This window comes from Enterobacter cloacae complex sp. I2 (assembly GCF_014896205.1).
GTDB classification, from domain to species: Bacteria; Pseudomonadota; Gammaproteobacteria; order Enterobacterales; family Enterobacteriaceae; genus Enterobacter; species Enterobacter quasihormaechei.
In genome coordinates, this window is the sequence record NZ_JADBRA010000027.1 from 40,959 (window position 1) to 62,674 (window position 21,716).

A 21,716-nucleotide genomic window follows, 5' to 3' on the forward strand; every position below is an offset into this window, starting at 1 on the left:
CAGGCCCCCTTTTCTGAAACTCGCAAGAATTAGCGACGCAGACCCAGACGCTCGATCAGCGCGGTGTAGCGTGCAACATCTTTACGCTTCAGGTAGTCGAGCAGTTTACGACGCTGAGAAACCATGCGCAGCAGACCACGACGGCTGTGGTGATCTTTTTTGTGCTCTGCAAAGTGACCTTGCAGGTGGTTAATCTGTGCAGTCAGCAGTGCAACCTGAACTTCGGTAGAACCGCTGTCGTTAGTACCACGACCAAACTCAGAAACGATTTTAGCTTTAGCTTCAACGCTTAGAGACATTTTCAAACTCCAAAGTATAAAGAATGTAAGGATGCCGATCTCTAATTCAGCTATCCCATGTACGCCCCGCAAATTGTTAAACAATTTACCAGGCGTTAAGCGGCGATATTCTACTCGTCTCCCCTGCTTATCGCAAGGTGAGGCGTTATCACCGTCATGCTTCGACCGGATAGTCGACGACCAGACGACGCGGCGCCACGCGCCCTTCACCGTCCATTTCGCCCATTCCGATAAACTTGCCTTCATCACCTTCCGTCACGCGAACCAGGCCCTCAAGCGGCGCCCCCGTTGTGCGGACCGGGTTTCCGTTCTTAAAGTAAACGGACGATGTTAAAGGAAGATTAACAACCGGGAAGTCCACTGCTGGGCTGTCCATTGGCATCAGCAGCGGATCCAGCAGATCTGCCGGCGCAATTCCCTGTGCTTCCGCCTGTTCAACCAGCGCGCGCAGATGCTCAAGCGTCACCATGCGTTCGACCGGATATTTGCTGACCGCCAGACGACGCAGATAAATCACGTGCGCGCCGCAGCCCAGCTTTTCACCGAGGTCGTCAATGATGGTGCGAATGTACGTCCCTTTCGAACAGTGGACCTCCAGCTCCAGCTCGTCACCTTCGTGGCGAATGAACAGCAGCTCATACACGGTAATCGGGCGGGCCTCGCGCGGAACGTCAATGCCCTGGCGCGCATATTCGTAGAGCTTCTTGCCCTGATATTTCAGCGCCGAATACATCGACGGCACCTGCATCGTGTCACCACGGAAGCTCTCCAGCGCGGCTTCAAGCTGCTCTGCGCTGAAGGTCACCGGGCGCTCTTCCACCACCTGACCGTCTGCATCGGAGGTATCCGTGCGCTGGCCCAGTCTGGCAATCACGCGGTAGCGCTTATCGGAATCCAGCAGGTACTGGGAAAATTTTGTCGCTTCCCCCAGGCAGATTGGCAGCATACCGGTGGCCAGCGGATCCAGCGCGCCGGTGTGCCCCGCGCGGTTGGCGTTATAAATACGCTTCACTTTTTGCAGCACGTCGTTGCTGGATGCGCCCTGCGGTTTATCCAGCAACAGCACGCCATGAACGTCACGACCGCGACGACGAGGACGACTCATCAGTCCTCCTTGCTGTCGTCCGCCGGGTTAACACGACGCTCGTCGTCATGTTTCACCACGCTGGTCACCAGGTTGGACATACGCATACCTTCGACCAGCGAGTTGTCGTAGAAGAAGGTCAGCTCCGGCACGATACGCAGGCGCATCGCTTTGCCAAGCAGAGAGCGGATGAAACCAGAGGCTTCCTGCAACGCTTTAATGCCGTTCTTCACGGCGTCTTCATCCTGGTCATTCAGGAACGTCACGAACACTTTGGCATACGCCAGATCGCGGGACATTTCCACGCCAGACACGGTGGTCATCATTCCCACGCGTGGATCTTTGATTTCACGTTGCAGAATGAGAGCGATCTCTTTCTGCATCTCCTGCGCGACGCGCTGAGGGCGACCAAATTCTTTCGCCATAATAAATTCTCCAGACAAAAAAGGGGCTTAAGCCCCTTTTTAAAATTATTGCCGGGTGGCGCTTCGCTTACCCGGCCTACGCTAGTTAATCTTCAGTTGAAGAAGATTACGCGATGGTACGCTGAATTTCGATGATCTCGAACACTTCGATCATATCGCCAACGCGAACGTCGTTGTAGTTCTTCACGCCGATACCACATTCCATGCCGTTACGGACTTCGTTAACGTCATCTTTGAAGCGGCGCAGGGATTCCAGCTCGCCTTCGTAGATAACCACGTTGTCACGCAGTACGCGGATTGGGTTGTGACGTTTGATGGTCCCTTCGGTAACCATACAGCCCGCGATCGCACCGAATTTCGGTGATTTGAACACGTCACGTACTTCAGCCAGACCGATGATCTGCTGTTTCAGCTCAGGAGACAGCATGCCGCTCATCGCTGCTTTCACTTCGTCAATCAGGTTATAGATGACGGAGTAGTAACGCAGATCCAGGCTTTCAGCATCAATCACTTTACGCGCAGAAGCATCAGCACGAACGTTGAAGCCAACCAGGATAGCGTTGGACGCGGCTGCCAGGGTTGCGTCGGTTTCGGTGATACCACCTACGCCAGAACCGATGATCTTCACTTTCACTTCGTCGGTAGACAGTTTCAGCAAGGAGTCGGAGATCGCTTCCACAGAACCCTGAACGTCCGCTTTCAGAACGATGTTCACTTCGTGAACTTCGCCTTCGGTCATGTTGGCGAACATGTTCTCGAGTTTAGATTTCTGCTGACGAGCCAGCTTCACTTCACGGAATTTACCCTGACGATACAGAGCCACTTCACGCGCTTTCTTCTCGTCACGAACGACGGTCACTTCGTCACCGGCAGCAGGTACGCCGGACAGGCCGAGGATTTCTACTGGAATGGACGGACCTGCTTCCAGCACTTCCTGACCCAGTTCGTTACGCATCGCACGAACGCGACCGTATTCGAAGCCACACAGAACGATGTCGCCCTTGTGCAGAGTACCTTCGCGAACCAGAACGGTTGCAACCGGACCACGACCTTTATCCAGGAAGGATTCGATTACCGCGCCGCTCGCCATACCTTTACGAACCGCTTTCAGCTCCAGAACTTCAGCCTGAAGCAGGATGGCGTTCAGCAGGTCGTCGATACCGGTACCCGCTTTTGCAGATACAGGGATGAACTGCGCTTCACCGCCCCACTCTTCCGGCATAACGCCGTACTGGGACAGTTCGTTCTTCACGCGATCCATATCGGCTTCTGGCTTATCGATTTTGTTGACTGCAACAACCAGAGGCACCTGCGCCGCTTTCGCGTGCTGGATAGCTTCAATGGTCTGTGGCATCACGCCATCGTCGGCAGCAACAACCAGGACAACGATATCCGTTGCCTGAGCACCACGTGCACGCATTGAGGTAAACGCTGCGTGGCCTGGGGTATCCAGGAAGGTGATCATGCCGTTTTCGGTTTCTACGTGGTAAGCACCGATGTGCTGGGTAATACCACCCGCTTCGCCGGAGGCAACCTTAGTAGAACGAATGTAGTCAAGCAGAGAGGTTTTACCGTGGTCAACGTGACCCATGATGGTCACAACCGGTGCGCGCGGTTCAGCCGCTGCGCCAGTGTCACGGTCGCTCATGACGGCTTCTTCCAGCTCGTTTTCACGACGCAGGATAACTTTGTGGCCCATCTCTTCGGCAACCAGCTGTGCGGTTTCCTGGTCGATAACCTGGTTGATAGTGGCCATTGCGCCCAGTTTCATCATCGCTTTGATGACCTGAGAGCCTTTCACCGCCATCTTGTTAGCCAGTTCGCCAACGGTGATGGTTTCACCGATCACAACGTCACGGTTAACGGCCTGAGCAGGCTTCTGGAAGCCCTGCTGGAGAGCGGAACCTTTACGCTTGCCGCCTTTTCCACCGCGAACCGCTGCACGTGCTTCTTCACGGTCAGCTTTAGATTCAGCGTGTTTGTTACCTTTTTTCGCAGGACGCGCCGCTTTTGCACTGCGGGTACGGCTACGACCACCTTCAACCTCACGGTCGTTGTCGTCTTCTGCCTGACGCGCATGCTGAGAGGTAGTGACGTGATAATCGCTGGTGTCTTCAGTTGGTTCAGCGGTATTCACGCCGTTCTTCTCGTTTTCTTCTGCCATGCGACGCGCTTCTTCGGCGACGCGGCGAGCTTCTTCTTCAAGCTTGCGGCGGGCTTCTTCTTCCGCTTTACGCTTCAGCTCGGCAGCTTCATTTTCACGGCGGGCTTTTTCAGCCTGGGCAGTTTTGGTCATTTCGTCGGTCTGTTGATTGCTCACTTTGTCTTTTTCCGCAGCGTCACGCTTCGCTTTTTCACCGGCGTCGCGTTTCGCTTTTTCTGCGGCCTCACGTTCAGCTTTTAATTCTGCTTCACGTTTGGCAGTGGCTTCTGCCTCACGCTGAGCTTGTTCTTCCGCTTCACGCTGTGCCTGCTCTTCCGCGGCAAGGCGTTCTGCCTCTTGCGGATCACGTTTTACAAAGGTGCGCGTCTTGCGGACTTCGATTTGTACCGACTTGCTTTTGCCACCGGTACCAGGGATGTTCAACGTGCTACGCGTTTTACGCTGTAGCGTTAACTTGTCAGGCGTTGAGCCGTGTTCACGGTTCAGGTGCGATAACAAGGTTTGTTTTTCTTGCGCGGTCACCGAGTCATCAGCGGACTTCGGGATCCCTGCATCAGCAAATTGCTGTACCAGGCGGTCCACGGAGGTCTGAATCTCAGCAGCCAGCGATTTTACAGTTACATCAGTCATGCTGTTCCTTCCTGCTACAGTTTATTACGCTTCGTCGCCGAACCAGCAAATATTACGTGCGGCCATGATGAGTTCGCCGGCTTTCTCGTCGGTTAAACCTTCGATATCAGCCAGGTCATCAACGCCTTGCTCAGCGAGATCTTCCAGCGTACAAACACCACGGGCAGCCAGCTTGAACGCAATCGCACGATCAAGACCTTCCAGATTCAGCAGGTCATCAGCCGGCTTCTTATCGCCAAGGCTTTCTTCCTGAGCCAGCGCCAGGGTGGTCAGTGCGTTTTTAGCGCGTTCACGCAGGGCTTCAACGGTTGGTTCATCCAGACCGTCAATTTCCAGCAGCTCTTTCATTGGCACGTAGGCCAGTTCTTCCAGCGTTGAGAAACCTTCTTCAACCAGCACAGTGGCGAAGTCTTCGTCAATGTCCAGGTATTTGGTGAAGGTATCGATCGCCGCGTGGGCTTCAGCCTGATGCTTGGCCTGAAGGTCATCAACGGTCATGACGTTGAGTTCCCAGCCGCTCAGCTGTGACGCCAGACGTACGTTCTGACCGTTACGGCCAATCGCCTGCGCCAGGTTGCCCGCTTCTACAGCGATATCCATGGTGTGTTTGTCTTCGTCAACAACGATAGACGCCACATCAGCCGGAGCCATTGCGTTGATCACGAACTGCGCCGGGTTGTCGTCCCACAGAACGATATCAATGCGCTCGCCGCCCAGTTCGGTAGAAACCGCCTGAACGCGTGCGCCGCGCATACCGACGCAAGCACCGACCGGGTCGATACGCTTGTCGTTGGTTTTCACCGCAATTTTCGCACGGGAACCCGGATCGCGGGCCGCCGCTTTGATTTCGATAACTTCTTCGCCGATTTCCGGCACTTCGATACGGAACAGTTCAACCAGCATTTCTGGTTTAGAACGGGTCACGAACAGCTGTGCACCACGCGCTTCAGGGCGTACGGCATACAGCACACCACGGATACGGTCGCCTGGGCGGAAGTTTTCACGCGGCAGCATGTCTTCACGCAGGATCACGGCTTCAGCGTTACCCGGCATCCCTTCGGATTTGATCTCCAGAGAGATGTTGTCGCGGTTCACTTTCTTCACCACGCCGGTGATGATTTCGCCTTCCTGATCGCGGAACTGATCGACAACCAGCGCGCGCTCGGCTTCGCGCACTTTCTGCACGATAACCTGCTTCGCGGTCTGGGTGGTGATACGGTCGAAGGTAACAGATTCGATCTGATCTTCAACGTAGTCACCCACGTTCAGACTTTCGTCTTCAAAACGTGCCGCTTCCAGGGTGATCTCTTTGGTCGGCTGGGTCACTTCTTCAACGATTACCCAACGACGGAATGTATCGAAGTCACCGCTTTTACGATCGATTTCTACGCGAACATCGATCTCTTGTTCGTATTTTTTCTTGGTTGCTGTAGCCAGTGCACTTTCCAGCGCTTCGAAAATCTTCTCACGCGGCAGTGATTTCTCGTTGGAGACGGCTTCAACAACAGCCAAAATTTCTTTGTTCATCGCGGGCTTTTCACCTCAATCCAGACTGTTAAAAGTGGGGAACCAGGTTCGCCTTCTGGATATTACTCAGCGCGAACACTTCATCTTTGCCTTCGACTGTCACCGTGATCATTTCAACATCAACGGCTTTGATAATTCCCTGCCATTTACGGCGGTTCTGTACGGCCATACGCAGAACCAGAGCCACTTCTTCACCGGTAAAGCGCACATAGTGCTCGGCCGTGAACATCGGGCGATCGAGGCCAGGTGAGGAAACTTCCAGGTTGTACGCAACGGTAATTGGGTCTTCAACGTCAAGAACCGCACTCACCTGGTGGCTAACATCAGCACAATCATCAACATTGATGCCATCTTCACTATCAATATAGATGCGCAGCGTCGATGTGCGGCCGCGAACGAATTCGATGCCGACCAGTTCGTAGCCCAGTGCTTCGACCGGTGCAGTAATCATCTCTGTTAATTTTTGCTCTAATGTGGACAAGCCCACCCCCAAGACATAAAAAAAGGGCGTAAAGCCCAGTTATTCTGTAGTCAGATAACAAAAAACCCCGATAAATCGGGGCTTTAGATAACTGAACCCTATAGCCACAACTGTGGCCTGGAGCACTCTCCGAAAGAATTTTTTCAAATCCAGCTACGAAGGCTCTAAGTCTTCACAGTATATTTGAAAAAGAACTTTATAGGAAAGTGGTTGCGGGGGCCGGATTTGAACCGACGACCTTCGGGTTATGAGCCCGACGAGCTACCAGGCTGCTCCACCCCGCGCCTGAAACGTGGCAAATTCTACGCGTTTTGGACAGAATTTGCAAATAATGCTGGGATTTGGTACCGAAGACGGGACGTAAAATCGGCGTTCAGTATATTGATAGTTGACCCCACCTGTCAACCCGGCTTCCGCCAGATCGTTTAGACCAAAATTTTTACAAAAAACGCACGCATCTCTTCCGGTCTTCGCCAAAAGATGATTAAATGAATACTCACTTATTTTGCATAAAAATGCACAAGAGAACGAAAGCGATCTCTCATCAGTCAATCAAGCAGGGTTTTATTCTATGACGACGATTCTCAAGCATCTCCCGGTAGGACAACGTATTGGCATCGCTTTTTCTGGCGGCCTGGATACCAGCGCTGCACTGCTGTGGATGCGCCAGAAGGGAGCGGTTCCTTATGCATATACAGCGAACCTGGGTCAGCCGGACGAGGAAGATTATGACGCGATCCCTCGTCGTGCCATGGAATATGGCGCAGAGAACGCACGTCTGATTGACTGCCGTAAGCAGTTGGTTGCCGAAGGCATTGCCGCTATCCAGTGCGGTGCATTCCATAACACCACCGGCGGCCTGACCTATTTCAACACCACTCCGCTGGGCCGTGCCGTCACGGGCACCATGCTGGTCGCCGCCATGAAAGAAGATGGCGTTAACATCTGGGGTGACGGTAGCACCTATAAAGGCAACGATATTGAACGTTTCTATCGTTACGGCCTGCTGACCAACGCTGAATTGCAGATTTACAAGCCGTGGCTGGATACCGACTTCATCGACGAGCTGGGTGGCCGTCATGAAATGTCCGAGTTTATGATTGCCTGCGGCTTCGACTACAAGATGTCCGTTGAGAAAGCCTACTCAACCGACTCCAACATGCTGGGCGCGACGCACGAAGCGAAAGATCTGGAATTCCTTAACTCCAGCGTAAAAATTGTTAACCCGATTATGGGCGTGAAGTTCTGGGACGAAAGCGTGAAGATCCCGGCAGAAGAAGTGACCGTGCGTTTCGAACGTGGTCATCCGGTTGCCCTGAACGGCAAAACTTTCTCCGACGATGTTGAACTGATGCTGGAAGCCAACCGCATCGGCGGCCGTCACGGTCTGGGCATGAGCGATCAGATCGAAAACCGTATCATCGAAGCGAAAAGCCGTGGCATTTACGAAGCTCCGGGGATGGCGCTGCTGCACATCGCTTATGAGCGTCTGCTGACCGGCATTCACAACGAAGACACCATTGAGCAGTATCACTCACATGGTCGCCAGCTGGGCAAACTGCTGTATCAGGGTCGCTGGTTCGATCCGCAGGCCCTGATGCTGCGTGACGCCCTGCAACGTTGGGTGGCGAGTGCTATCACCGGCGAAGTGACGCTGGAACTGCGTCGCGGTAATGATTACTCCATCCTGAATACCGTGTCTGACAACCTGACCTATAAAGCAGAGCGTCTGACCATGGAGAAAGGTGATTCAGTCTTCTCGCCGGACGATCGTATTGGCCAGCTGACCATGCGTAATCTGGACATTACCGATACCCGTGAGAAGCTGTTCAACTACGTTGAGAATGGCCTGCTCTCTGCGAATTCAGGTAACGGCCTGCCGCAGGTTGAGAACCTGGAACACAGCGATAAGAAGTAACTGACTGCCAGACATGCAAAAGGCGCCCAATGGGCGCCTTTTTTATTTGGTATTTGTAGGGCGGGTAAGCGCAGCGCCACCCGCCATTTAGCCCGACACCACAATATACAGACGAAAAAAAAGACGTCTTTCGACGTCTTTCTTCTGGAATATTGGTACCGAGGATGGGACTCGAACCCACAAGCCCGTTAGGGCACTACCACCTCAAGGTAGCGTGTCTACCAATTCCACCACCTCGGTACGGAATACTTACTGCGGGATATCGCTGGTTGGCTTAGCCGGTGCAGCTGGCTGAGTCTGCTCAGTTTTGGCTGGCGCGCTCAGATTTTCCCACTCGCTTCCTTTACTGGTCTTGTTGCTGTTGATATTGCCCAGCACCAGACTGATGATGAAGAACAGCGTAGCCAGAATCGCCGTCGTGCGGGTCATGAAGTTCGCAGAACCACTTGAACCGAACAGCGTACCGGAAGCGCCTGCTCCGAAGGAGGCTCCCATATCAGCGCCTTTACCTTGTTGCAGCATGATCAGCGCTACGAGAGCGATGGCTACAATAAGGAAAATAACTAAAAGAGCTTCGTACATAATCAACCTGTTCCTTGCGGATTTGCCGCATACCAATGCTTCGACCATTTAGCAGGATTTTGTTTCCTACTGAAGCGGGTGTGAATACTAACCAAAGCGAATCACCTTCGCAAGGGCAATTTAAGTGCATTGTATCAAGTGAAGAAAAAACCAGCAAAGTGGATTTAATCTAAACAAAAAACCGCGCACAAGAAGCTAAAAACGTCAATTTTGCCCGCTCGCTGAAGCAGTCTGGATCTTAGAGAGCTTATATTTACCGAACTTCTTGATAATTCTCCAGTTCCCCTCCTCCGTTTCAATCATTTCGGAGGGATTATACATGGATAATTTACGTCCGATACGAACGCCAATTTGCAGATTTTCACCTTCACCGGCGATGACCGCGATGGACGGCGTCATATCCACCGGTTCAGGTTTAGGCTCCGGCGGTTCTGCGTGATGCGACTCCGTCATAGGCTCCGCCGACGTTCTTTGCTCAAACAATATCGACATGGGATCGACTAATTTGTCGTTGTGGCTGATCTCAAGATGCAAATGCGGCCCATTGGTACGCCCGGTATTTCCGGACAAACCAATAACGTTGCCCTTTCGCACAAACTGGTTTCTCGCAACATGGAGCTCGCTAAGATGAAGATAGCGGCTGCTCCAGCCATCAGCATGACGCACGGTAATAAAGAAGCCCGTGACGGGGCCGTACCCCGCTTCAACAACCATCCCATCGGCGATGGTCATCACCTCACTGTTTACGGCCGCCCTGAAATCCGTTCCTTCATGACGCATAAAGGAGTGAATAACGGGGTGATACCGCAGGCCGTACGGCGAGGTGACATAAGGCGAAGTGGCCAGCGGGAAAATAAACTGGCTCGATCGCGCCTGCTGGCTCAGCAACGGTTTCCATTCCGGCGCTGGCGCGCTGGCAGTAGGTATGGTGGCGTTCATCACCGTAAAGACGCTGCTGCCCGCCTCTCCGTCCAGGGCCGTCATCGTGCTCACCCCGGCATCCTGATCGGAAGCTTCAGGTTCAGGCACTTCAGGCGGAAATAAGGTTGAATAGTCAAACTCTTTCGCCTCTTCGGCTTGCGCAAGACGCGTGGCTGGAACGGGGATAAGCCGATCGAATGCTGACAGGTAATCCGTTAGCGTCGCGATTTCGATACCTTGATCATAAGAGACACATGCCGGGCTATTCAGGGACGGTAAAATGCCCGCACGCGCGGTCACGCTGTCGGATAGTCTGGCAGACAGTAACGCCTGTAGGGCGGCATAGTGGCATTCGAGCGGAACGGGCTTGACCGGACTGAGCGCAAGCATCGCGCCCGACAACAGAAGAAAGGACATTATTTAAGCACCTCCATGTGCATTACTACAAGCGCAGTTATAGCTATCGCGGGGCCAAATGGCAGATAGCCTTCTGATTCATCATCCTGATGAGATTTCTTTTTAGACATAACCCAGCGCACGATGAAGAACACCGCCCCAAGCGCGGCAGAGCCCAACATCAGGTGTGCAATATTATCGTTCCCCAACCATACGGCACAGGCGGCAAATAACTTTACATCACCCTGACCAAATCCTTCACGACGCGCGATCCACGCATAGCCCTGCGCCATTAACCACGTAAAGACCCAAATAAAGGCGGTGCCCATCACGCTATCGCGAGGCGAGACGGGAATAACATTTCTCACGGAGGCGATTAGCCCGGCCCACATCAGTAAAAAGACGAGGCTGTCCGGTAACAGGAATGTCTTAAGGTCAATCATGGCTAGCGTATAAAGCAGGCTGAAAAACAGAGCGATAAAGCCTATCTGCACCAGGCTGTGCTGAGGGTAGTAGAAATAGACCAGCGCAAAGTAACCGGCGCCGATCAACGCCTCACTTAGCGGATACTGAGAGGGAATGGTACATTTGCAATGGCGGCACTTCCCTCGCAGCAGCAGCCAGCTCAAAACCGGGATGTTATCCCAGGGCTTAATGTTGGTCTGACACATAGGGCAGTGCGAAGGCGGCCACCAGAGATTCACGTCGGGCAAACCGTTCAGGCTTTCCGGATCAGAATGAGTCCTTAATAGCATGACGGGTAAACGATAAATTACTACGTTCAAAAAACTGCCAATCAGCAATCCTAAAACGAGCGCCATCCATGGCAAGTACGGGGCGAAAAACGCTTCCATGCGCATTAAACTCTCCTTTTATTGGCAAGCTTCGGGAATGGCCGCAACCTGCGCAGCGCTCGTAGAAATAAACGAGGTTCCCGGTTTGACGTTGTCCCAGGCGTTAGGTGCTTCTGAGACGTATGGATCCTCAACCCAGACATTAATCTCAGAGATGGTTTTCGTAAGGCTAATCGTGTCCGGCAGAACGATCCCCGAGTTTTTAGGGGCCGTCGACCCGCTGGAAGTAAGATGGAGTTCATCCCCCGCACCGGTTTTCCGATATTCAAAGAAGAGCGGTTCAACTGATTCGTCAATTTCTTTACCACCTGTGAAGGGGGTAAATATTTCTACCCGCAGCAATTTTACTTTCCGTACCGGGAGATAATAAATCCAATAATAATCTCCATTTTCGTCCATACTCCCGCTAAAGACCTTTACTTTATCTCCAGAATATTCTTTTTTAATCTGATCATAGGCGGATACGCCATGGCCCACGGCGGCAAATTTCGCCTGTACGCATCCGGAGCCATCTGTTTTCGTGCAAATTGGCTTATCTGAACCGTTAAGAATATCCTTAATCCAGGTGGAATTTCCTGCGCTGGTGTAGAGATCAACATAATTATCCAGCCCCTTATTCCCCGTGTCGTCTATCCATATCACATTGAAATCATATTTCCAGCCTGGCACGTTATAATATGAACGCTTTAGGGATATAGGGAAAGGCATCAACCAAAGGCTGCAACTGCCCTGCCTTGTACCAAAACCAAATTTCTGTTCAGCCGCTACGTTCGCCGATACTAATGACAACAGTACCGTAACGAATACAGTAAGTACTTTCGCAGATGTTCTTTTCATTTTAACCCCCTGCCGTTTTTGATAAGGTGTCCATCAAGGCAAACAGGGCCAAAAAGACCCAAATTACGCATCCACCCAAAATAACGGTCGCCAGATTTTTTAATAATCCGGACAGCTTTTTTATATATTCCTGAATACGCTCTCGTGAGCGTTCCGACACCGAACGCAAAACGTCGTTAAATGACGGCAATTCGGCATATAAGCTGATATTCAGAAGTTCTTCTACGCCCATTAACCCTGTCGACAGCGCTTTACTGTAGTGAATACCCTTTGCCATATTGTCGATCATGACGTCAAGGTGCCAGCGCAACCAGCGGTTGGCATTCAGGTGTATAATGGCTAGCGCATCCGTCAGCGGTATGTTGTTACTCAGCATCAATGAAAGGTTATTCAAAAATACCGAAGACGTGAGCTGACGGTAGGTTGAAAAGGGCAGAACCCTGTCCACAACTTTATTTCTCATGTTGCCGCTGAAGTTGGCCATCATCACTCTAACAACAATAACGAGAGCCACAAATCCGATTAAAATTTTTAGCCACAGCCCCTGGTACAAAGCGGTCCCGAAGCTATAGAGGTTTTGCGTAACCCCAGGCCACTTTTCAACGGGAACTACGGACGCAAAGGCCGGAAAAACTTTCTGCGAATAGCCGGCAATAACCACCAAGGATAAAGAAATCATAATCAGCGGAAAAACCAGCGCGCCGACAATTTTCTTTCTCAGCTCATCGTTGTAGTGAATAACGGCAACCAGCGTCAAAAAGCCGTCGGCGAGGCTACCACTTTTTTCAGCAGCGGTTATTACGCTCAGCTCTGAGTTTGGCACCATGCCGGAAAAAACAGAAGACACAGAGGTCTCCTGCTTCATTTGCTTCAGTACGTCAGCCAGCTTATTGCTGAACCCTTTACCAAGCAGCGGCCGCCCCTCTATCTGCAATTTTTGCAGGGAGTCAAATAGCGGCAAACCCGCCTTAATCATATCCGCACAAAATTGATAGACGTACAGGCGTTGTTTTTTACCGAATTTTTTCAACGATCATCTCCAGATCATCTTGTGATACATCGCCAAACTCCATGGCGTACCAGCGGGCGTCTATGCGCCCATTCAGAACGTGTGCCATCACTTTTTCACGGATCTCAAAACCCTCCGTTAAACCTGATGCCGTCTTTCGTTTGTTGCGCCACAACGTGAAGGTATTTAGCCACTCCTGGCGAGAGATGGTCGCCAGCTCTTCATACGTTGGCAGAAAATACTCCATGGCAAGCTGGCGTCCCTTTATGCCGCTATTCTTGCATTGAGGACATCCGTTTTCGCCGGCGGTGTATAACGTAAACTCGTGACCGGAAATGGTTTTCTTTTCCAGCACCGTTTTACAGTTATCGCATAATACCGGCACCAGCTTTTGACACTGCAAACCCGCGATGAAGCCTGGGGTTGAGAGCTTGTCGCTGCCAATACCTAACGCCGACATACGTTGCAGAAGCGAAACGATGTTTCCCGCGTGCACCGTTGTAAAGCAGTAGTGACCGCTCTCTACGGCCCCGGCAAGGGCATTGGCAGAAATGTTGTCACGTATTTCGCCAACCATTAATACATCCGGGTCGCGACGCAGCGCCGATTTAATGGCGGCATGAAAACCACCGCCTTCAACATCCACCACCGAGCTCTGTTTCGCACCATATATCTGATACTCAACCGGATCTTCTACGGTCAGGAAGCAGCCGCGATCTTCATAGCGGTTAATTTGCAACCACTCCATAAGGTTTTTAAGCGTCGTGGATTTCCCGGAACCCGTCGTCCCCGCAATAACGTATGCGCCATAAGGATTACTGAGGATCTTTTTAAGATCGCTGACCTCTTCCGGCGAAATGCCAATTTTCTCCAGCGACCCGATATTTCCTTTTTGCAGCCCGGACGGAATAATACGCAGAACCGCGTGATAACAATCCGCCGTTTCCCCAAAAATAGGGAAATGGGCGTAGCGGAAGCGGAAGGGCTTACCGCCGAGGCTGTACAGAATGTTCGCGCTCTGCGGTATCGCACGGTTCCACGTGGTATCTCGGGTAGTGGCTTCCACGTTATACAAAACGAAAACCAGCTCATCGCACTGCTGAGATTTTATTTGCATAAAAGGCATCAGCACGCCGTTAACGCGAGCCTCAAACTGCGCCAGAACGTCGTTGCGGGTAATGTGAAGGTCGCTCGCCCCCATCCCCACGGCACGCTGCAAAATTGCCGCCAGTTGTTTTTGCGTATCAGTGATGTCAATGTTCTTATTGGCATCACTGATTTTCTTCAGCGAGACGTGCTCAATTATCCGGTAAAAATCGTCCTCTTGCACAAGCGCAATGCCCAGGATCTTACGCTTATGCTGTGAGATCAGCCGTGATATCTGAATCTGGTAGGTAAAGAGATCGTTGATTTCAACATGCGAGATCACAAGGTACTCGGCCTCTTCGATAGCGGCCGTGAAGCCGATACCGTCATATTCCTGGTACGTCCATTTACCCGCCAGCAACTCCTCTGCCGAAATTCGCAAAAACATCAGGCTCACTTGGCTGCATCCCTGGCTAATACGACAGATTTCCTGTCTTTAGCGAGCTTGTAATCGCTGCCGCCGATGGTGAAGACCTCGCCATTTCGAACATAGCGCAACTCTTCTCCGTCACTGACGGCTGTGCGCTGAGAACCCCCGATTTGAGTTTCAAACAAAACGCGCGGCATCGCTATCGGTTCTGCTGATTTCACTGGCTCCGCCTTGGTGGGTTGCGACACTTCAACTTTTTGAACCGGTGCCGAGTACTTTTTGTCTTCTGCACTCATTTTACGGATCTGGCTAATCATTTTCTGTAGCTCAACCAGATTAGCCAGCTTGCGACGCGCTTTTTCATAGGCGTAATCATCTTCAACGATTTCGGCAAGACGATCCTGAACAAGCTGAGTTTCATCTTTAACCTTCGCCTGATCCTTAGCTGCTTCATTAGCACTGGACGTCGCGTTAGGTTCGATCTTCTCGTCAAGCTTCTCCTGCACCATTGCCATTTGAGGCTGCGCTGCGGCAATCTCGTTCGGCGCGGATGGCTTCTCTTTGTGAACGTCCGTTTTAGCCTCAGTCACTGCATCTTTTTTTGCAGCACTGTCGGGCGCTTTTGGCAACGCTGTGGAAGGCGCCGCCACTGCCGTCCCTACCGATAACGAAAATACCGCGGTTAACATCATTACTTTTACGCTTTGCATACCAGGCCTCCTGAAACTTTAATTCCTTTATGTTCCGACTCAATCCGTTTAATTAAAAAAGCGTCACGATATGCTTGCTTAAAGAGTACCAGCTGTAAATTCAGGGTACTTTCACTCACCACTCCGCCTTTGAATTGGATTTCCCACGTCCCTGCCATTAGCCCATAGGCCTTTACTTTGCTCACTAGTTGCGTTTCAAGAGCAGTAACAGCACTGTTAGGCATTTTCTTTATGACTATTTCTCCGTTAGCCGTCTTCTTTTTGTTACCAGACATACTTTTGAGGAATGAATTGTAAGTCAGGATGTAAGACACGACTTCATTACAGGGATAAAGCGCCAGCGGCTTCTTATTTTTATACGCAGTTTGTAACGCATTTCCATTTAGTTTTGATTCGATGCCCTCGTAACCAAAATCTGACTTATCCTTACCTTTCTTTTTGTCCTTTTTTGCGTTCACAGAGGCTTTGTAGGCTTTTCCCCAAAACGTTTTCTCGGGTAAAGTCAGTATCGTCCCCGGTCTGTTAACGTAACTGAAACGGCATTTTTTAATGTCGCAATCAAATGCCTCGCTTTCAATACTAAGGTCTTTGAAATCAGCTAAACTATTGTTAACTTCGTTGATAAAATTGATTGCTTTAATAATACTTGCCCCCTCCAGAGACTTTTCATAAAAGGACTTCACGGAGGCAATATCGCCCTGTAATTTCTCGGCAGCCTGACGCTGCCTCATCAACGCTTCTTCAGCGGCCTTTTCAGCCGGAAGCTTAATAAAATAATACCACGCCCCTGCGCCTCCAGCAGATAACACCAGTACGACAGCAAGCGCGATGAGCAGCATCTTTTTTACAGGACTGCCGCCATTATTACCTTTCCAGAAATAGAGACTTTCCAGCATAATTTATCCAGCCACAAAAAAGTGAAGTACCAGCGCCAACATAACCAGAATCGACAGGCCAGCAATAAAGATTGAGCCAATGATCAAGCGACGACGTCGCTTTAACTTTAGCTGTCGCGCCACGCAGCGCTCAATGACCACGTTTATCTGCGATTCTTCAAGCGGCGTTACCTCGAGATGTTCATATCCCACCGGGTGTTTCATGAGCTCATCAAAAAGAACGGTACTAATGAAACAATCCGTTCCGCTGATAATTCGACCTTCATTGATAATCAGAAAATAAGTGGTTTCTGCATTTTCATGAAAGAAGTAAATACCGTCTCCAAAAAGCTCTTTGATATAGAGCGCAAAGGGCTCATATAACGTCGAAATTTTTGTACTGTATCCTAAGGCCTGCGTGCCGGAAGCATCCGAATAAACCAGCCTGCGGTTCGCTTTCATCATCCCCCGAAACGAGGCCTGTTCAGCCGGTTGCAGATGGCTCAGGCTTTCCGGCTCCCAGTGGAGACCGGTCAGGATGTTTTTTTGCAAGAGAAGGTTATTCATAATGCAATTTCTCAATCGCCGCGAGACGTGATCGGCTGACGATAGTAATCGACCCCTACGACCATCAGGACAGTTGCTGTAGCTTCATTTTTACCGTCGGAGGCACCCAGCACTTCATACTGAAGCCCATCTTTCGAGCTCTTCACTTCAAATTTTCCTACTACCAACAGATCGCCTGGCTTGATGATGGAAGAGTTGAAAGATTCCGTGGTGCTTACGTTAGGCAACTGAACATCGTCATACTCATCAATAGAGTTAAGAAAACGCTTTGTAAAACCGCTTACCACCTCTATGCGCCCATCGGACAATACGCGAGGTGTAATGATAAAGCTGGTCCCGGTCACGATCTCAGAGGTTTCAACATCAACGTTGACATCTCCATTATCATCCGTTGTACGTGTTCTGCTGGAAACATAAAACTGAGATTGCGTCATGTTGACCGGTACAGCCATGTTATTACGGGTAATAAATGAACCGCTTTGAAGCGATTCGCTGCCGGTTAATTTGTAAAGCGCATCCAGGCCGGTATTAATATCAACGCGACTGTTTTTCCAGCCAGCGGAGATTCCACCGGCCAGGTTATTGAAAATGCTACTGCTCAAATTAATGGTGTTATGTGCATCGCTAAAATTGAAATCCATACCGCCGCTTAACTGTTTCTCTTTCTCTTTGTCGAGAATAAAAATACGGTATGTGACAATAAACTGGCGGCTGTTATCCGCTTTGTACTTATCCAGCGCTTTACTTAACGCTTCGTATTCAGAAGGACGTGCGTTGACCATCAGGATAGACGAGTCTTTGAAAAGACTGTAGTTACCAGAGGTGACGTAGTTTTTCGCCATATCCTCAACATCGTCCCAGAACGACGATTCAAACTTTGTCTCCGATTTGCCGGTTAAGCCCCCGCCTGATGTTGCTTCGTTGCCAGAAAGATCGAGCGTGGTTTCAGTTTTATTGTTTTCACCATAGAAATCCAGACGCAATACATAGGTATCAAACACGTTGATTTTCAGCACATTGTTGTCGTCGAGCTGAGTGCTAACGTCGTACAATGAGCTAATGTATTGCATAAAGCTTTCAAACGTACCGTCAAACTGCACAGAACGTGGAACGTCCCATGAGTTGTCTTCCGTTGCTTTTTTATCGCTTATCGCTGACGCATTAATGCGGAAACTGATACCCGTTTGGGCAGACACGGCATCCATCAACGTCGAAAGAGAGGTAGGCTCGTAAGATGTGATCTTCACATGCTTACTCATCACCTTCTGCTGCTCAACGCTGTACTGAACTTTTTTACCTAAAAAAGCCGTATCATATTTAATATAGGGTTTGGTTTTCGCCTCATCGCTGGTGGTCGCATCAGCGGTGTGTTCGCGTATTTTTTCAGGAACATCATATTTTTTATTGAAATCGCTTACGCATCCTTGCGCAAGGAAAGCCAGCAACAGCACACTAATCTTATGTTTCATGGGATCCTTCCGCTTACATTTCATCAACAACGATCACGTGGTTTTTCTCGTATTTTTTTACGACTAAACCATAGTTCTCTGAGAAAAAGAGTTCCCCTAACGACTGTAAAATATCATCATCCGTTTTACCGTTCAGGGTAATAGTGCTGTAGACCAGATAATCTTTTTTACTGTTCCAGAACAGTTTGTAATGATTACTTTCGGCCCACTGTTTTATAGCCTGGCTTAATAACACGTTTTCCTGTAGGCAAAGTGAACGCGTTACCGGAGCCAGAGATGAATAAGCGGGCGGTACGTTATTTTCCTCGGCAAAAGGGTTACGCGGAGTGGTGGTCGCTGCCGGGGTCGATGTATTTGCCGCAAGCTCGATCTCTGGCGATGTATTCATTGATGCATGAGTGTAACTCATACTACACAGCAATATACTTGCCACTGTCCATTTAGAAGATTTAATAATATTCATATTATTTATATTCCATTACATTAATTTTTAATCGTATTGCTGTGTGTCGAGAAGATCCGCTGGCGTATCGTTTTGCGGAACGGTACTGCACCAACGGGTTACTGAATACGATACGGTATTGGGGTTAAATACATTCATCCCTGTACCGGTCGCAGCGTGATACATTCCCATTGTTGTACTTATAATCCATACATATTTTGAATTATATTGTATGTAGTGGCCGCCTTTTGTGGTTGCACCGTCTTGTCCAAAGCCTCCACCCGCAGTGGTGTCTTGCTCCGCAAATTCGACCTGTACGGCAAGGCCACCAAACTGGCCCAATTCGGCTCCATTTGTGTCAGATAACCCTTCCCGCGTCCTGTCCTGCACTGAGAAACCTACCGCACTTTGCCCCCCTTCTCCCGGAGCATAAGCGGCGAGAGAAGAGATAGTTACCATTATTCTTGGATAAAGCTGCCGTACATATTTATATTTTCTCGGCTTACCTTCATCATCAAGCACAGGCGCACCGTCGCCATCAATCAGCGTGAGTTCCTGCTCCACTTTAGGACAGATTTGCACAGGATAACGAAAACCGTTTTTATTACTTTCGATCGGGTCGGGACGATCAGCATCAGTCCCATAAGCAAAATCACTGTATTTCTGATAGGCTGGCGGTTTTTCACTGTCAGGTATTTCAGTCCCATCAGCATTATGATCCAGGTTTGTTCCGTCTGAAACAGGGCCAGCGAAGTCAACAACGGGTGGCGTAACGAGTTCATAGGCATCGTAGAGCTGAGAGGGATAATCCAGAGCACCCAACGGCCTCTCGGTATCGACGGCTGGATCCCACGTATTGATACGCTGATCGTTCAAAGTGTATTCTGAAACGATCGTCTCATTGTTTCGCCACGTATCCGTCAGCGGTATTGGGTTGTTATTTTCATCAAACTGCAACCATCCGCTTTTACGTTTGAAAATGGCGACGCGGGTCCCCGTATTTTCCATGACGATGTTCGATTCCAGCGTTCCCATTTGGTCACTGTTTCGGGTGCTATTCGGATCGGTCATGGTCAGGCTCATCACCGTGTCTTCTCCATGAGACCCCGTTCCGACATCATCGTCGTAGCACAATTTTACGCCACTATCCCCACGGGACCAGCACATCTTCCCGCCGGCATTGCCGCTGTTGCTGGAGTTATCGTTAGTATCAATGGTAAAACGCACGCCAAATTCGTCTTTGGTGTATTGCTCCAGCGCGTCGAGGTTGCTGGCGATGCTGCTCAGTTCAACAGGCGTGGTTTTGTCTTGCTTATTCATCACCAGCTGCCAGTTAGACGAAGTGTTGGCGCGATGCACAATCATGGCGTGCGAGACCGCAAAACCGGATTTTGAGAACGCCTCGGCAAAATGGGGCGCATAGTCAGCGAAATGATAGTCGCTGTTCTTCTCTTCTTTTTTAAAGCGGACGATGACGTCCATACGATTGATGTCATTTTTGCGATCAGAATCGTCGCGCCCACCCGCAAAACCGATGCGTTCGATCACCGCTGATGAGTTGGTTGCCACGTTGCGCATAAAGCACGGCAGGTACTCTTTCTCAAAAGCAAATTTTGATTTAAGCGACGTTTTACACTTCTCGCTTAAAAAGAGATAACGCTGTTGGTTAGCTTTATTGTTCTTATTACCCCAGAGATAATAGTTATCCACGCTTCCCGTATCGGTATCATTAATTTCATTTGTTATGCGGAAGTGGTAGTCGCCATACTCAGACTTCTCATTGCTGTAAAGCGGGTTGTCCATTTCCTGCTGATTCTCTGGTTCAAGCAGCGCAATGGTGTCATCATCAATAAAATTGAGCACCCCTTTCATCTCTTCAGCAAGGGCGTCAGCGACGTTCTGCTGAGCAATATTTTCGGCTTTGTTACGCGCATAATGGGTGTACATCACCATAATACCGCCTGAAATAGCCAGCACGATGATGATTTCCAGCAAGCTAAAGCCTGAATCCTTTCTGATGCGCATAGTTAAAAACCTTTTAGAACGATTAACAAAGCACCTCCGTATAAAGGAGGTGCTCACTAATATAATTACGCGTTCAGTAATTAATTATTTGCTACCGAAGATAACGCCGTTAATCGCACCGGCACCATCACATACATTTGTAGCAGTAATTTCATCAGCCTTGATTTCACCTGAAATCATAGTTTTCAGAATCGCACCAGACTTCGCAACACTCAGGTTTTTACCATCAATGTTCGCGACATCTTTACCAGCGTTAGCGCCATCCTTGATTGCTTCAACATAATCCCACTGGTTACCCATTTGAGAGATCAGGTTACGACATTCTTCGGTTTCCAGTCCGTTAACCACCAGGACGAATGCTTTGCTCTGAGAAGAAGTATCATCCAGTTTTGCATTACCTAACTGGAAAGCATCGTTAGAAATGCCGTTGAAAGATTCTTCTGGAGAGACTTTACCCAGTTTTACCAGAGTAACGATTGGAGCCTTGCTGGCAGAAGCAGAAATTGAAGATTTAGTCAGACCCACAATGGTGTCTGATGCAGGATAGCTGCCTTCATCTTTAAACGCTTCCGCCATAGAAGTACGGATGCTGTTCGCGTTGTTCTGAATGTCAGACAGATCCTGTGCGGTAAATGCACGCTGCGCCAGAATAACAACGCCTGCTGCAATAACGCCGATAATACCCAGTACAATGATGATTTCAAGCAGGGTAACACCGCGCTGCTTTCTCATCTCCTGTAATTTCGCAGCCTTGCGATTCATGTTTCCTTTCAGTTTCCAAACCAAAGCGTTCATTCTATTTCCCTTTAAATTATATTCTCAAGACCCTTTCCTGAGAACTCACGCATTATAGGAACGTGCTTCATAGTTTTAAACCTACGCCAATACACAATAGGAATAAATTTAGATTTAACGACGCAACCCAGTAAAATACGTGATAGAGAAATAATCAAACATTATTGACTTAATAAGATGTTAAGTAAAA

Annotated in this window: 20 protein-coding genes and 2 tRNA genes; 1 reads left to right on the forward strand and 21 read right to left on the reverse strand. The window is 49.9% G+C overall.

What is annotated here, in order from left to right:
• Positions 1-29: 29 nt before the first annotated feature.
• From rpsO to IM300_RS20395, 7 genes are all read right to left on the reverse strand, one after another.
• The gene (rpsO, locus tag IM300_RS20365; RefSeq protein WP_003861789.1) at positions 30-299 is read right to left on the reverse strand and encodes a 30S ribosomal protein S15; all 270 of its coding nucleotides are present in this window, start codon (positions 297-299) and stop codon (positions 30-32) included.
• A gap of 154 nt (positions 300-453) precedes the next feature.
• Positions 454-1,404: a tRNA pseudouridine(55) synthase TruB gene (gene truB / locus IM300_RS20370; RefSeq protein WP_107533969.1), complete on the reverse strand. Its 951-nt coding sequence runs from the start codon at positions 1,402-1,404 to the stop codon at positions 454-456.
• Positions 1,404-1,808, reverse strand: a complete 405-nt coding sequence (gene rbfA / locus IM300_RS20375) for a 30S ribosome-binding factor RbfA (RefSeq protein WP_003861793.1) — start codon at positions 1,806-1,808, stop codon at positions 1,404-1,406. Before rbfA ends, truB begins: the two co-directional genes overlap by 1 nt.
• Positions 1,809-1,914: 106 nt before the next feature.
• Positions 1,915-4,602 carry a translation initiation factor IF-2 gene (gene infB / locus IM300_RS20380; protein ID WP_063451047.1) on the reverse strand — a complete coding sequence of 896 codons (2,688 nt, stop codon included), beginning with the start codon at positions 4,600-4,602 and terminating at the stop codon, positions 1,915-1,917.
• A gap of 24 nt (positions 4,603-4,626) precedes the next feature.
• Positions 4,627-6,129: a transcription termination factor NusA gene (gene nusA / locus IM300_RS20385; RefSeq protein ID WP_014885374.1), complete on the reverse strand. Its 1,503-nt coding sequence runs from the start codon at positions 6,127-6,129 to the stop codon at positions 4,627-4,629.
• Between the two features lie 28 nt (positions 6,130-6,157).
• Positions 6,158-6,610, reverse strand: coding sequence for a ribosome maturation factor RimP (gene rimP / locus IM300_RS20390; protein ID WP_193038074.1), 453 nt, complete (start codon positions 6,608-6,610; stop codon positions 6,158-6,160).
• A gap of 207 nt (positions 6,611-6,817) precedes the next feature.
• Positions 6,818-6,894: transfer RNA gene (locus IM300_RS20395), tRNA-Met, on the reverse strand.
• Between the two features lie 287 nt (positions 6,895-7,181).
• On the opposite strand from IM300_RS20395, the gene argG reads away from it, so the two are divergent.
• Positions 7,182-8,528: an argininosuccinate synthase gene (gene argG / locus IM300_RS20400; protein ID WP_112791854.1), complete on the forward strand. Its 1,347-nt coding sequence runs from the start codon at positions 7,182-7,184 to the stop codon at positions 8,526-8,528.
• A 153-nt stretch (positions 8,529-8,681) separates the two neighbouring features.
• On the opposite strand, the gene IM300_RS20405 is transcribed toward argG, so the two are convergent.
• From IM300_RS20405 to IM300_RS20470, 14 genes are all read right to left on the reverse strand, one after another.
• Positions 8,682-8,768 (reverse strand) — tRNA-Leu (locus tag IM300_RS20405).
• 9 nt (positions 8,769-8,777) lie between these two features.
• Complete coding sequence (gene secG, locus IM300_RS20410; protein ID WP_003861803.1) at positions 8,778-9,110, reverse strand: preprotein translocase subunit SecG; 333 nt, start codon at positions 9,108-9,110, stop codon at positions 8,778-8,780.
• A gap of 204 nt (positions 9,111-9,314) precedes the next feature.
• Complete coding sequence (locus IM300_RS20415; RefSeq protein ID WP_193038076.1) at positions 9,315-10,448, reverse strand: M23 family metallopeptidase; 1,134 nt, start codon at positions 10,446-10,448, stop codon at positions 9,315-9,317.
• Positions 10,448-11,287 (reverse strand): A24 family peptidase, encoded by an 840-nt coding sequence (locus IM300_RS20420; protein WP_193038078.1) that lies wholly within the window; start codon positions 11,285-11,287, stop codon positions 10,448-10,450. Before IM300_RS20420 ends, IM300_RS20415 begins: the two co-directional genes overlap by 1 nt.
• A 12-nt stretch (positions 11,288-11,299) precedes the next feature.
• Complete coding sequence (locus IM300_RS20425; protein ID WP_193038080.1) at positions 11,300-12,118, reverse strand: hypothetical protein; 819 nt, start codon at positions 12,116-12,118, stop codon at positions 11,300-11,302.
• Between the two features lies 1 nt (position 12,119).
• Positions 12,120-13,148 carry a type II secretion system F family protein gene (locus IM300_RS20430; RefSeq protein WP_193038082.1) on the reverse strand — a complete coding sequence of 343 codons (1,029 nt, stop codon included), beginning with the start codon at positions 13,146-13,148 and terminating at the stop codon, positions 12,120-12,122.
• A complete protein-coding gene (locus IM300_RS20435; RefSeq protein WP_226842387.1) occupies positions 13,132-14,661 on the reverse strand; it encodes an ATPase, T2SS/T4P/T4SS family in 1,530 nt (509 codons plus the stop codon). Before IM300_RS20435 ends, IM300_RS20430 begins: the two co-directional genes overlap by 17 nt.
• A 5-nt stretch (positions 14,662-14,666) precedes the next feature.
• A complete protein-coding gene (locus IM300_RS20440) occupies positions 14,667-15,353 on the reverse strand; it encodes a hypothetical protein (protein WP_063867576.1) in 687 nt (228 codons plus the stop codon).
• On the reverse strand, positions 15,341-16,249 hold the full coding sequence (locus IM300_RS20445; RefSeq protein ID WP_193038084.1) for a hypothetical protein: 909 nt from the start codon (positions 16,247-16,249) through the stop codon (positions 15,341-15,343). The genes IM300_RS20440 and IM300_RS20445 overlap by 13 nt, the downstream gene beginning before the upstream one ends.
• Positions 16,250-16,252: 3 nt before the next feature.
• Positions 16,253-16,795, reverse strand: a complete 543-nt coding sequence (locus tag IM300_RS20450; RefSeq protein WP_063867574.1) for a hypothetical protein — start codon at positions 16,793-16,795, stop codon at positions 16,253-16,255.
• 11 nt (positions 16,796-16,806) lie between these two features.
• A complete protein-coding gene (locus IM300_RS20455; protein WP_193038087.1) occupies positions 16,807-18,264 on the reverse strand; it encodes a type II and III secretion system protein in 1,458 nt (485 codons plus the stop codon).
• Between the two features lie 13 nt (positions 18,265-18,277).
• A complete protein-coding gene (locus IM300_RS20460) occupies positions 18,278-18,727 on the reverse strand; it encodes a TcpQ domain-containing protein (RefSeq protein ID WP_226842388.1) in 450 nt (149 codons plus the stop codon).
• A gap of 27 nt (positions 18,728-18,754) precedes the next feature.
• Complete coding sequence (locus IM300_RS20465; RefSeq protein ID WP_193038089.1) at positions 18,755-20,731, reverse strand: type II secretion system protein; 1,977 nt, start codon at positions 20,729-20,731, stop codon at positions 18,755-18,757.
• Between the two features lie 84 nt (positions 20,732-20,815).
• Entirely contained in the window at positions 20,816-21,526 is a 711-nt protein-coding gene (locus IM300_RS20470; RefSeq protein ID WP_193038091.1) for a type IV pilus major pilin, read from the reverse strand.
• Between the last annotated feature and the right edge of the window lie 190 nt (positions 21,527-21,716).